Raw genomic sequence first — 13,254 nt, forward strand, 5'->3', positions numbered from 1 at the left:
CATTCATTGTAGTGTATTTTTTTACAGTAATAGTTTAGCATTTTTTATGCAAATAAACTACAACGGACGCAAATTATGCCTCTTCTGATTTCCCTGAATCTTTAGTATAAAGCTATTTTGTTTTTCATTCTAGTATTAGGTCTTAAAAAAAGCAATAAAATCAAATGAATTAATTTTAATTTTTCTGAATTTTAAACCGCAAACTTAAAAACTCATATGTTCAACAAAATTATCATATAAAAATCTTTCTACAGTAGATGCAGCATAGTATTTATAAAGCTCATTCATGACATTTTCATAATCTCCATAGGCAGATACATTGACAACCGTATCTACAATCCCATCAAAATCTGAACCAAACCCTATATTGTTTTCTCCACCTAGCGAGCAAATATATTCGATATGTTTTATGATATCAGTTATATTTGCTTGCCTTTCACTTGTTAGAAACTGCGGTACAAAAGTGACACCGATCATGCCATTTTTCTTTATAAGAGCTTTAAGTTGTTCATCGTTTAAATTACGTGGGTGCTCGCAAAGTTTCATACAATTTGAGTGGGAAGCAATAGGATTTTTTGCAATCTCTATAACATCCCAAAAACTTCTTTCATTTAGATGAGACACATCAGTCCATACATGTAGCGCATTCAGTTCTTGTACAACCTGTTTACCAAAATTCGTTAAACCCGCCCCACGTGTCTCTAGCGCACCATCAGCTAAGAGATTGGCATAATTCCATGTTAGTCCAAAAGAACGTACTCCTAGGCGATACAACAACCGTAATTTCATTGCTTCTTTTCCAATTGCTTCGCATCCTTCTAGTGTTAATATCGCTCCAACCTCGTCCTGTTTTAACATGTTAATATCATCTTTTGTCTGAATAAACTTTACACCTGGTAGGGATAAAATTTCATTATAAAAAATATCTACCATTTGTAATGCTGCTTCAAATCGGTTTTCATATGCCACTGTTTCTGGTACATATATAGCAAAACATTGTATACTTCCTTTTCTTCTCTTTAACTGTTCAAATGTAATATGTAATTGTGAATCATCGTTAAAATTCCTTTTCCCTTGTGCACTCCATAACTGAAGAAGCACGTCACAATGAGCATCAAAAATTTTCATTTTCAGTCCTCCATTATAAAAACAACCTGTTTGCATACTGCAAACAGGTTGTTTAAAACTTAACGAGGTTCTACAATTAATTTTATTGCTGTACGCTCTTCGCCATCAATCATAATATCTGTAAACGCTGGGATACAAATCAGGTCCAAACCACTAGGCGCTACAAATCCTCTTGCGATTGCTACTGCCTTTACCGCTTGGTTCAATGCACCTGCACCAATAGCTTGAATTTCTGCTGTTCCGCGTTCGCGAATAACACCTGCAAGTGCACCAGCTACAGAATTAGGGACCGACGTTGCTTTAACTTTTAATATTTCCATTCCGCGTTTCCTCCTCGTTTCTTTAAAAAGTATTAGCAATTATTTCACTTTAACTTATATTCACGAGGAATGGCGCGTATTCCTGCTAAATTTCCGTAATTTTTCTAAAAAATTAAAATATAATAACTTATCTAAAATTTAACGGAAATTTACTCAAAAAATGGTTGATCGTCATTAATTAAAATGCGCTCAATTTTCTTTGCTTTTCCTGTATTTGGATCCACATCAATTAACACTGCACTTAATTGCGTTCTACCACTTGTTACTTCAAATCGTACCGGTAAGTTCGTTAAAAACTTCTTCAATACCGCTTCTCGGTCCATACCTAATATTCCATCATATGGCCCTGTCATCCCAACATCTGTAATATATGCCGTTCCGCTTGGTAAAATACGGTTATCCGCTGTAGGAACATGCGTATGCGTACCTACTACTGCTGTAGCACGTCCATCTACATACCAACCTAGCGCTTGTTTTTCACTTGTAGTCTCCGCATGGAAATCAACAAAGATAATATTCGTACGTTTTTTCGCAATATTAATTAATTCATCCACTTTACGGAATGGACAATCAATCGGAGGAAGGAAAGTACGTCCTTGTAAGTTAATAACTGCAACTTCTGTTCCATTACAGTTCACAAAGATAAGTCCTTTTCCTGGAGTTCCTTCTGGGAAGTTAGCTGGTCTTGCAAGATATTTTGCATCATCTATGAATTCAAATACTTCACGATTATCCCAAGCATGGTTTCCAAGTGTAACTGCTTGCGCCCCACACTCTAAAAAGTTTCGATATATTTTTTCTGTAATCCCACGGCCACCTGCTGCGTTTTCTCCATTAATGATTGTTACTGTAGGTGTATATTTTTTCTTTAATGCCGGTACGTATTGTTGAATCATACCTCTACCAGGAGATCCTACTACATCCCCAACAAATAATATTCTCATATGTCTTACCCTTTCTATGTACTGCATTTTTTATTGCTATAGCATTAAGGAAATTCCTTATAATATGTTTATTATAAGTTTGTTTCACTTTTACGCTATATAACTAACTGTCTTTATTTTATCCAATTCCAACACAAAAAAATAAAGTGGTGTTTCACCACTTTATTTTGCGTATTCCACTGCACGTGTTTCACGAATAACAGTTACTTTAATATGTCCTGGGTAATCCAGTTCATTTTCAATACGTTTTCGGATATCACGAGCTAAACGATGAGCTTCTAAATCATCGATTGTATCTGGTTTTACCAAAATACGAACTTCACGTCCTGCTTGAATTGCAAATGATTTTTCAACGCCTTCATAAGACTCTGAAATCTCTTCTAACTTTTCAAGACGACGAATGTAGTTTTCAAGCGTTTCACTACGAGCTCCCGGTCTTGCAGCTGATAAAGCATCTGCTGCTGCAACTAAAACTGCAATGATAGAAGTTGGTTCTGTGTCACCATGGTGAGATGCGATACTGTTTATAACTACAGGATGCTCTTTATATTTCGTTGCGAGTTCAACACCAATTTCAACGTGGCTACCTTCTACTTCATGGTCAATCGCTTTTCCGATATCATGTAATAGACCAGCACGTCTTGCTAGTTTTTCATCCTCGCCAAGCTCTGCTGCCATAAGTCCAGTTAAATATGCAACTTCCATAGAGTGTTTTAAGACGTTTTGTCCATAACTTGTACGGTATTTTAAACGACCTAAAATTTTAATTAAATCTGGGTGTAATCCATGAACACCCACTTCAAACGTTGTTTGCTCTCCGACTTCGCGAATATACTCGTCCACTTCACGTCTTGATTTTTCGACCATCTCTTCAATACGCGCTGGGTGAATACGTCCGTCCTGTACTAGTTTATCAAGAGCGATACGAGCTGTTTCACGACGAATTGGATCGAATCCAGAAAGGATTACCGCCTCTGGTGTATCATCGATAATTAAGTCAATACCCGTTAACGTTTCTAACGTACGAATATTACGACCTTCACGCCCGATAATACGTCCCTTCATTTCGTCATTTGGAAGATTTACAACCGAAACGGTTGTTTCAGCAACATGATCAGCTGCACATCTTTGCATTGCAAGAGATAAAATCTCTTTTGCTTTCTTATCCGCTTCTTCTTTCGCGCGAACTTCACTTTCTTTTACCATAACAGCGATTTCATGAGAAACTTCATTTTCTACTTTACCAAGAATAATTGCTTTCGCTTGTTCGCGTGTCAGATTGGAAATGCGCTCTAATTCTGTTTGTTGCTTTTGAACTAACTCTCCCACTTTGCTTTCCAACTCTTCAATCTGTTGTTGTCTCGCTACAAGAGAATCCTCTTTCTTCTCTAACTGCTGCTCGCGTTTATCGAGCGTTTCGTCTTTACGATCAAGGTTCTCTTCTTTTTGCATTAAACGATTTTCTTGTTTTTGTAATTCGCTTCTACGGTCACGAATTTCTAATTCAGCTTCTGTACGAAGTGTATGAATTTCATCCTTTGCTTCTAAAAGCGCTTCTTTCTTAAGTGCTTCAGCCTCACGATTCGCTTCGTCTAGAATACGTTTCGCTTCATTAGCCGCACCATTAATCTTCGCTTCAGCAATAGACTTTCGAACAAAAAAGCCAACAACTGCACCGACTGTTGTTGCAAGCAAAATGGAGATGAGTATCCAAACTGTACTACTCATGATTTCACCTCCCCTTGCTATGAATGAAAAAAGACTGTCGGCATGTACATTAAATTACAACATACAGCAAAGACCGTCGTCCCGCTTTTTTAAGGGACTTTCTTCATTTCACAATTAAAATGTCATATTATTATTTCGGTAAGTTTTAAACCTTACTCCGAATATTACTTCTCTTCTTGAGAAGAGTATATCGTATATAAGAAAAAATATACATTCTCATTGTATCTATCGTAATTTTCATTGTCAAGCGTTGTCTACTTTTACTTTCTTTACCTTCAGTCCTGAATGTTATCTGAATTTGAAAAATTGATAGCTTATTATCCTGGAAAACCTTAGTAAATACCATTTTATTCCCTTAAAACATATGAATATTCCTCTTTACACATCCCATTTGAGTCAAAAAAATATTTTAACCACTACGATAGATACCCCTTTAATAGAAGGTAAAAAAATAAAAGACACGGGACCCGTGTCTTTTATTTTTTAATCTTGAAGAGTTGAATCTTCCGTGTCTTCCACACCAGAATCTTCACCAATTCCGTGATGATCACGAACAAAGAAGGCAATTTCCTCTCTTAAGTCCGTATTCTCTTTTAAGAATTGCTTCGAATTTTCACGACCTTGTCCTAAACGTTCTTCATTATAAGAATACCAAGCACCGCTCTTTTGAACGATATCAAGCTCAGAAGCCATATCCAAGATTTCACCTTCTCTTGAAATACCTTCTCCGTACATAATATCAACTTCAGCAACACGGAATGGTGGCGCTACTTTATTTTTCACTACTTTTACTTTTGTTTTATTACCAACGATGTCGTTACCTTGCTTTAATTGCTCCGCACGACGCACTTCAAGACGGACAGTTGAATAGAATTTCAACGCACGACCACCTGGAGTTGTTTCTGGGTTTCCGAACATAACCCCAACTTTTTCACGAATTTGGTTAATAAAGATTGCAATTGTTTTTGATTTGTTAATTGCTCCTGAAAGCTTACGAAGTGCTTGTGACATTAAACGTGCTTGTAAACCTACGTGTGAGTCACCCATGTCTCCTTCAATCTCTGCTTTCGGTACAAGAGCTGCTACAGAGTCAATTACGATAATGTCAACCGCACCACTTCGTACAAGTGCTTCTGCGATTTCTAATCCTTGCTCCCCTGTATCAGGCTGTGATAATAGTAATTCATCTATGTTAACGCCTAATTTTTGTGCATATACAGGATCCATTGCGTGCTCCGCATCGATGAATGCTGCTTGTCCACCTTGACGTTGTACTTCTGCAATTGCATGTAATGAAACTGTCGTTTTACCTGAACTTTCAGGTCCGTAAATTTCGATAATACGGCCACGTGGGTATCCGCCTACCCCTAGCGCCACATCAAGTGCTAAAGAACCACTTGAAATTGTAGAAATTCTACGTTCCGCTTGTTCTCCTAATTTCATAATTGAACCTTTACCGAATTGCTTCTCTATTTGTTTTAACGCCATATCTAATGCCGCTTGACGATCACTCATTCAAAATTCCTCCTTAACTGAATTGCTAATCTTATTATACCTATTTTCAATTCAATTTGCCAACAAAAATCGAACATTTATTCGATTTTTTTATTTTCCATCACACAAATACGGAATTTAACTATAAAAAAAGCTAGAAGAAACTTATATCTCTTCTAGCTTTTTATATAAATGATAAAATCCATATTTTGCTGATCGTTCTCTAATTTGTTGACGACTTCCACTTAAATTAAGAGGAAAGACTGCAGTTTGTTCACCTTTAATCGCTAATCCAACAAATACTGTTCCTGGCTCTTTCTGTTCTGAAGCATCTGGCCCTGCTACCCCAGTGAAACTAATTCCGATATCCGCTTTTAATAAATCCTTAACATTTTCAGCAAGATAACGAGCACATTCCTTACTAACTGCACCATCAGTATGCAACACTTCTTCAGGCACACGTAAAACATGTTGCTTCACATCATTATGATAACAAATGACACCGCCCTTAAATACAGAAGAAACACCAGCATTTTCAGTTACTTGATTTCCAAAAAGACCACCTGTTAAACTTTCTGCACATGCTAAAGTTAACCCTTTTCTCTTCAATAACTCGATTGCCTTATAATGCAAAAATTCTTGGTCATATCCGTAGAAAAATTCTCCTACTCTTTCTAAAATCAAATCTTCCACATGTTGAATTAGTTTCTCCGCTTCGCTAACATTTTGATGCTTAGCGGTTAAACGTAATGTCACTTCTCCATCATTTGCTAGCGGGGCAATTGTTGGGTTTGTTTGTCCATCAATTAAATCTTGAACTTTCACCTCTAATTGGGACTCCCCAATACCGAAGAAACGAAGCACACGTGAATAAATGTTTTCTCCTGTTGTAAAATTACGTAAAAAAGGCTCTACGTAACTTACATACATTGGTTTCATTTCTTTTGGCGGCCCTGGTAATAAAATATAAACTTTTCCGTTCTTATTTACCCCCATACCCGGCGCCATACCGTGGTCATTTGCAAATACTGTTGCTCCATTTAAAACGAGCGCTTGCTTTTTATTATTCTCCGTAAATTCACGGCCTGTACGCTTAAAGTAATTACTTATTAAGTCTAATGCCTTTTCATCATACACAAGCTTTTCATCTAAACTAGTCGCTATCGTTTCTTTCGTTAAATCATCTTTTGTCGGTCCTAATCCACCTGTAAAAATAAGGATATCAGCACGTTCTTCCGCAGCTTCAATCGCCTTTTGCAGTCGCTTATTATTATCACCAACAACAGTATGATAGTACACGTTAATTCCAATTGAAGCCAACTTTTCAGATAAAAACTGGGCATTTGTATTTGCAATTTGTCCAAGTAATAATTCAGTTCCAACCGCAATAATCTCAGCATTCATCCCAATTCCCCCATAAACTTCTATTTTGAGTTTACAAAAGCAGCTCTATTTTTCCAGAAATAATCCCATCCTGAAATAACAGTAAAGATTAATGCAATCCATATGAAGATATCCGCAACTGGAATATGGATTAAATTTAAAGGTACATCGTGTAATAAATATGCTGCAATCGCAATAATTTGTGTCCATGTCTTAATTTTCCCTAGCTGATTTGCCGCAACTACTTCCCCTGTTCCAGCAAGTACAAGACGTAAACCTGTTACAGCAAACTCACGACTGATAATTACAATAACAATCCAAGCCGGTACATATCGCATCTCTACCAATGTAATAAGTGCTGCTGAAACCAGTAATTTATCAGCTAACGGATCAAGAAACTTTCCTAAGTTCGTTACAAGATTATACTTCCTTGCGTAATGTCCATCAATCCAATCTGTAGCTGAAGCAACGATAAAGATAAGTGCCCCCACTAAATGTTGAATTGGTAAATCAACATCACCAATTGTGTATGAACCCCAATTAAAGGGCGCTAACATAATTACCATGAAAATTGGAATTAAGAAGATTCTAGATATTGTAATTTTATTTGGTAAATTCACAGCTATTCCTCCATCATATCAAAAACATTTGTTCATTGAAAAAAGTCATCGAAGCGATGACTGTTATTGTGCAGGTTGCCCTATCCCTTGGTTTTTTATCACCAATCTTTGGTGAAGTTCTTTTTCTGGGTCCAATGGGAAAGCAACCACTTGGCCATTCAGTTTAACTTCAACATTCGTTGCATTTCCAATATTAAGTCGTACTTCTTTTAATGTTGATACATCACGTTTTTCTGTTTGACCACCTTGTACTGTAGTGTTTAAAATTTCGTTACCCGCATCATCTTTAACATCTACATAGCTTGTACCCTTCGCTATGATTTCCAATTCTAACGTTTTATTATTATGAATTTCCAAAGTAGATACCTTACCAGTTGTTCCAACTACTTTCACTTCTTGCTGTCCCGTTGGTGGTGCTGGTTGCTCTTCTTTCTTTGGTTCTTCTTTCTTTGGTTCCTCTTTTTTTGGTTCCTCTTTTTTTGGTTCTTCCGCTTTCGCTTCATCTTTCTTCGTATCTAACGGAGAATCTTTTGCTTTTTGAACTTCAATTTTCTCACTTTGAGCACTCGGAACTTTTTCATCATCTTTTCCAGTTAACGCTTGAAACACAAACCAGATTACCACTCCAACTGCGATTACTAACAACGCAACTAAGATTTTCGGCATGTGATCTGCAATTGGCCATGATGAAGATTTTTGCATTGTTTCTTGTGTTTTTTGTCCCGTTGATACTTGTGGAACTTCACGCTTCTCAGATTGTGGTATCGTACTCTGATGTTCTACAAGCAGTTCCTCTCCATTTAATCCAACCGCATCTGCGTATTGTTTAATGAATGCACGCGCATAAAAAGCTCCTGGCAATACATCATAATTGCCTTCTTCAATTGCCACTAAGTGGCGTTTTTGAATTTTTGTAATCTCATGCAGCTGATCAATAGTCAAGTCTTTCGCTTCTCTTGCTTCTTTCAGCTTTTGTCCCAATTCCGTCACTACTAACACCTCAATATTTCTTTAAAAGTCAAACATAGAGAAATTATTTTGCGTACCTTGCTCAATTTCATCTACTAAATTATATTGAATTTCTTCATCATAATCGTTACGCAACTCGATAATATAATCAAAATCATCCAATGTGTATTCTGACTGACTCACAAATACATCAGGATGTTCCACAACTTTCGTTGCAGGCAATCTCATAATTTCACGAACGAGCTGCCAATGTCTTTCGTTAGCACGCTTCGTTGACACAATTCCATCTAGGATGAAAATATTGTCATCGCTATACTCATCTTCAATTAATTGACTGCGAACAGTTTGCTTAATAAGAGTAGATGATACAAATAACCACCTTTTATTTGCACAAACACTTGCAGCAACAATGGATTCTGTTTTTCCGACACGAGGCATTCCGCGTATCCCAATTAGTTTATGGCCTTCTTTTTTCATAATTTCTGCCATAAAGTCTACAAGTAAGCCTAATTCATCACGCACAAATCGAAATGTTTTCTTATCATCTGCATCTCGTTGTATGTACCTACCATGCCTAACCGCTAGCTTATCTCTTAGCTTGGGCGGACGATATTTCGTTACCGTTATGTTATCCATCGTATTTAAAATTGATTCAAGTCTAGAGATTTGCTCTTGATTATCACACATAAGAAGTAACCCACGTCGTGCATTATCTACACCATTAATTGTGACAATATTAATGCCGAGCATACCGATTAACGAAGAAACGTCACCAAGCAAGCCAGGTCGGTTTTTATGTATTTCATATTCAAAATACCATTCAATCATCCAAGATCACTCCCCTTGCTTACTTTACACCTACGTACTATATTATATGATTTCACCTTAATAGGGAAGCTAAATGTATAATCTATCCTGTGTAATTATTATACAAAAAAAGTAGAGAGGAGAATCTCCTCTCTACTTTTACTTATGTTGTACAAACTTAACCATTAAGTTTGCAATGGTATGTTGCTCCTGTTCATCAGCAACTTTCCAAAGCTCAGCTAATAATTTCTCTTGGTCATTGCGTCCTTCTACTTCATTAGCAAGGTAGTCGCCAACACGAAATGCCATATCTGATACCGCACCGCCGTCTAAACCTTTTCCTTGCGCTTGCTCTAAACGATCTCCTAAAAAGCTCTTCCACTGATCAAAATTATCTAATACTGACATAATTAAGCACCTCACTATTGAGTAATAAAATCATGCTTAATTTGTGCAACTATTCATTTTTTATGTAAGAAATTTTTAGCAGTGCCAACCACCATTCACTCCGATGATTTGTCCAGTTATGTAAGATGCTCCTGGTGATACGAGGAATGCAACTGTTTTTGCTACTTCTTCTGGTAACCCTATTCTACCTAATGGTATATCTTCAGCAATTCCCATTTTATCTTCTTCAGAAAAAACACTTAACATTTCCGTTTCAATTGCTCCTGGTGCTACCGCATTCACACGTAATCCACTTAAAGACACTTCTTTCGCCAAAGCTTTCACATATGAATTTTGCGCCCCTTTTACCATTGAATAAAGCACTTCACAAGAAGCCCCTATTTGTCCCCATATAGATGAAACAATTACAATATTACCACTTCTCCTCCCAATCATAGGCGGAAGTGCCATTGAAAGTAATTTATATACGTTCTTCACTTGAAGTTCTACCATATAATCCAATTCATCGTTTGTTACATCTGTTACTAGTCCAAAAATACTCTTCCCAGCTGCATATACAATAACATCAATAGGATGTTCAATTTGTCTCCACAATTGCTCTGCTCCATCACTAGAAGCCAAATTCGCTTGCACAGGGATAACTTCCCCCCATGCTTTCTGCAATTCCAATACCTTTCCTTCACTGTTATTGTAATGAACATAAACTGTATATCCATCTTGAATTAATTGTTTCGAAATAGCAGAGCCAATCCCTCCGCTCCCTCCAGTTACTAACGCATACTTTTTCATAAATTCCCTCTCTTATCTCTACAAGTTCACTTTTCACACAACTAAATAATACCCTCATCTTACAATTTTTCAATGATAAGATGAGGGTATCTTTAAAATGTTATTTTTTCGGTAACACCTGACAAACACTCATTTTTTCTTCTGATAACAATAATTTTGCTACTTCTTGTAAGTCTTGAACGGTTAGCCCTTCTAATACAGTCAATGCATCAAATAGACTAGATTCATTAAACGCATATCGTGTAAATTGATTTGCAATATATTCTGGTGAATTCAACGAGCGTAAAAAACCACCAATTTTCTTTTTCTTCACTCGTTCTAATGCCGCCGCATCTAATTGATCATAATCTGTTTTTAATAAAATATCTTTTAAACGATCTGCCAATTCATCAGGTTGTTTCGTATCACCGCCAACCATTGCAAAACCGAAGTTATTTTCTTCTGTATAGTCATACGAGAATGAATCATCAATAAGCCCTTCATTATATAAAGCTTCGTAATGAACAGAACTTTTTCCAAATAAATAATCTAAAAGTAACGTAAGCGCAATTTCTTGTTTTAAAAGCGCTTGCCCTTTTTCTTTTAAATTAGTCGCTTTAATACCAACTAAACATTTCGGTGTTTGCACAGGCATTGAAATAATTTTTTTCTTTTCATTTACCTCATTTGGTTCCTCTTCAAATGAACGCACAATTTCTGGCTGGTTTTTATAATCTTTTTTTGCTTGATTTTCACGTACTAAATCCATTGTTTTCTCTGGATCAATTGCACCCACAACAAATAATAACATATTGCTCGGATGATAAAATGTTTCATAACATTCATATAATAAATCTTTCGTAATTTTACTAATAGATTCGATTGTCCCTGCAATATCAATTTTAATTGGGTGTTTTACAAACAAGCTATCAATTAACCCAAAGTACAAACGCCAATCTGGGTTATCTTGATACATTTGAATTTCTTGCCCAATAATCCCCTTCTCTTTTTCAACTGTTTTTTCAGAGAAATAAGGCTCTTGCACAAAGTTTAGTAATGTATTTAAATTTTGTTCTACGTTTGAAGTACATGAAAAAAGGTAAGCTGTTCGTGTGAAGGATGTAAAAGCATTTGCCGATGCTCCTTGTTTACTAAACAATTGGAAAGCATCGTGATCTTCTTTTTCAAATAATTTATGCTCAAGAAAATGTGCAATCCCATCAGGTACACGAATCATTTCTTCTTTCCCTAATGGTACAAATGTATTATCTACTGAACCATATTTCGTTGTAAACGTCGCAAATGTTTTATTAAATCCTTGTTTCGGTAAAACATATACATCTAATCCATTAGGAAGTTTTTCATAATAGAGTGTTTCTTTTAATTGCTCATAAATAATTTTCTCCATTTACTCTCCCTCCGTTCCTTGTAAAAAGTAAATTGTATCTAGTTCAATATTTTTAGCAACTTTTACAATTTCTTCTTTTGTAACACTTTCTATACCTGTAAGCCATTCTTTAACTGGACGTGTACGATCTGAAATAATACCATGATATAGCATTTCTACAAATCCACGCGGTGTATCAATCGCCTCTAATATTTGATTTTGGATGACACTTTTTGTTTGATGTATTTCTTCTTCAGAAAACTCTCCGTTTTGCATCGCAAGCATTTGTTCTTTAATAATCTCAACTGCTTTTTCATAATTTTTCGCTTCAATTCCTGACATAACAAATAATAAACCTTTATGACTTTCAAAGCGCGATGCTGCATAGTACGCTAAACTATTTTTTTCACGCACATTTACGAATAACTTCGAATGAGAAAAACCACCAAACAATCCATTGAACAATTGCAATGCAAAATAATCTTCATCTTTATATGTGACAAATGTACGATAACCGATGTGTAATTTACTTTGTTTTAATTCTTGTTTTTCAACAACTTCTTTTTCTTCATTATTTCGTCTATGAAGGAGTACATTTCTTTCTCTCACTGGACGAGCTGAAATAGAAAAATACTTACTTACAAGATCAACGGCGTTTTCTGAAATATCACCAATAATATATAGATCCATCTCATCTTCCGCTAACACCTTTTGATAATATTGATACAGACTTTCATTTGTAATAGAAGCAACACTCTCTTTTTTTCCATTTGCACTTAAACGATACGGTTCTACTTTGCACATTTCTTCAATTAAACGCTCGTTTGCATAACGCATTTTATCGTCATAAGTAGCTTCAATTCTCTGTAACAGTGCTCTTTTTTCACTTTCTACGATAGAAGGTAGGAAACCGTTCCCCTCCGTCGCTGGATGTAACACAATATCCGACAACATAGAAAGCGCTTTTTCAAATAACGGTGGTGCATCATGTAAATATACTTCATTTGCAATGTCTACATAAATGGAGATAATATGGTCTTCCCCTTTTTTACTTACATCTACTGCTAAAGAAGACCCGTATAATTCTTCTAAATATTGACGAAGACGAATTACAGAAGGTAATTTTTCTGTCGCACTTTGCAATACGTATGGCAATAGGGCACGCTCTGTCACCGTCTCCTCATTTAAAGGCGCTTTAAAACGAAATACAAAGGTATTCGTTTTATATTTATCAGTCGGAATAATATGTACGCGCAAACCACCTAACTCATGTAGTTGTTGTTCCATTAGTTTCATTT

General features: G+C 36.1%; 13 protein-coding genes. All 13 read right to left on the reverse strand.

Annotated elements, in window-relative coordinates; genetic code table 11:
* Positions 1 to 204: 204 nt before the first annotated feature.
* The 13 genes from OXT04_RS06035 to yfmF all read right to left on the reverse strand — a co-directional run bounded on the left by OXT04_RS06035 (position 205) and on the right by yfmF (position 13,252).
* Positions 205 to 1,128 (reverse strand): dipeptidase, encoded by a 924-nt coding sequence (locus OXT04_RS06035; RefSeq protein ID WP_000688047.1) that lies wholly within the window; start codon positions 1,126 to 1,128, stop codon positions 205 to 207.
* Positions 1,129 to 1,187: 59 nt separating this feature from the next.
* The gene (gene spoVS, locus OXT04_RS06040) at positions 1,188 to 1,448 is read right to left on the reverse strand and encodes a stage V sporulation protein SpoVS (protein ID WP_000404341.1); all 261 of its coding nucleotides are present in this window, start codon (positions 1,446 to 1,448) and stop codon (positions 1,188 to 1,190) included.
* A gap of 149 nt (positions 1,449 to 1,597) precedes the next feature.
* Positions 1,598 to 2,392: a TIGR00282 family metallophosphoesterase gene (locus tag OXT04_RS06045; protein WP_001221097.1), complete on the reverse strand. Its 795-nt coding sequence runs from the start codon at positions 2,390 to 2,392 to the stop codon at positions 1,598 to 1,600.
* Between the two features lie 162 nt (positions 2,393 to 2,554).
* Complete coding sequence (rny, locus tag OXT04_RS06050) at positions 2,555 to 4,120, reverse strand: ribonuclease Y (RefSeq protein ID WP_000099769.1); 1,566 nt, start codon at positions 4,118 to 4,120, stop codon at positions 2,555 to 2,557.
* A 483-nt stretch (positions 4,121 to 4,603) separates the two neighbouring features.
* The gene (gene recA / locus OXT04_RS06055; protein WP_001283854.1) at positions 4,604 to 5,635 is read right to left on the reverse strand and encodes a recombinase RecA; all 1,032 of its coding nucleotides are present in this window, start codon (positions 5,633 to 5,635) and stop codon (positions 4,604 to 4,606) included.
* A 144-nt stretch (positions 5,636 to 5,779) separates the two neighbouring features.
* Entirely contained in the window at positions 5,780 to 7,018 is a 1,239-nt protein-coding gene (locus tag OXT04_RS06060; protein WP_065229238.1) for a competence/damage-inducible protein A, read from the reverse strand.
* Between the two features lie 20 nt (positions 7,019 to 7,038).
* Positions 7,039 to 7,617 (reverse strand): CDP-diacylglycerol--glycerol-3-phosphate 3-phosphatidyltransferase, encoded by a 579-nt coding sequence (gene pgsA / locus OXT04_RS06065; RefSeq protein ID WP_001052977.1) that lies wholly within the window; start codon positions 7,615 to 7,617, stop codon positions 7,039 to 7,041.
* Between the two features lie 63 nt (positions 7,618 to 7,680).
* Positions 7,681 to 8,607 (reverse strand): helix-turn-helix domain-containing protein, encoded by a 927-nt coding sequence (locus OXT04_RS06070; RefSeq protein WP_267413968.1) that lies wholly within the window; start codon positions 8,605 to 8,607, stop codon positions 7,681 to 7,683.
* Positions 8,608 to 8,628: 21 nt separating this feature from the next.
* Positions 8,629 to 9,414 (reverse strand): DUF3388 domain-containing protein, encoded by a 786-nt coding sequence (locus OXT04_RS06075; protein ID WP_000574107.1) that lies wholly within the window; start codon positions 9,412 to 9,414, stop codon positions 8,629 to 8,631.
* 138 nt (positions 9,415 to 9,552) lie between these two features.
* Positions 9,553 to 9,801 carry a DUF3243 domain-containing protein gene (locus OXT04_RS06080; protein ID WP_000114444.1) on the reverse strand — a complete coding sequence of 83 codons (249 nt, stop codon included), beginning with the start codon at positions 9,799 to 9,801 and terminating at the stop codon, positions 9,553 to 9,555.
* A gap of 75 nt (positions 9,802 to 9,876) precedes the next feature.
* Positions 9,877 to 10,590 (reverse strand): elongation factor P 5-aminopentanone reductase, encoded by a 714-nt coding sequence (ymfI, locus tag OXT04_RS06085; RefSeq protein ID WP_000759626.1) that lies wholly within the window; start codon positions 10,588 to 10,590, stop codon positions 9,877 to 9,879.
* Between the two features lie 100 nt (positions 10,591 to 10,690).
* Entirely contained in the window at positions 10,691 to 11,977 is a 1,287-nt protein-coding gene (gene yfmH / locus OXT04_RS06090) for an EF-P 5-aminopentanol modification-associated protein YfmH (protein ID WP_000411277.1), read from the reverse strand.
* Positions 11,978 to 13,252 carry an EF-P 5-aminopentanol modification-associated protein YfmF gene (yfmF, locus tag OXT04_RS06095; RefSeq protein WP_086388052.1) on the reverse strand — a complete coding sequence of 425 codons (1,275 nt, stop codon included), beginning with the start codon at positions 13,250 to 13,252 and terminating at the stop codon, positions 11,978 to 11,980.
* Between the last annotated feature and the right edge of the window lie 2 nt (positions 13,253 to 13,254).

It is taken from the genome of Bacillus sp. GC_Bacil_1 (assembly GCF_026540675.1).
Taxonomy (GTDB): domain Bacteria; phylum Bacillota; class Bacilli; order Bacillales; family Bacillaceae_G; genus Bacillus_A; species Bacillus_A cereus.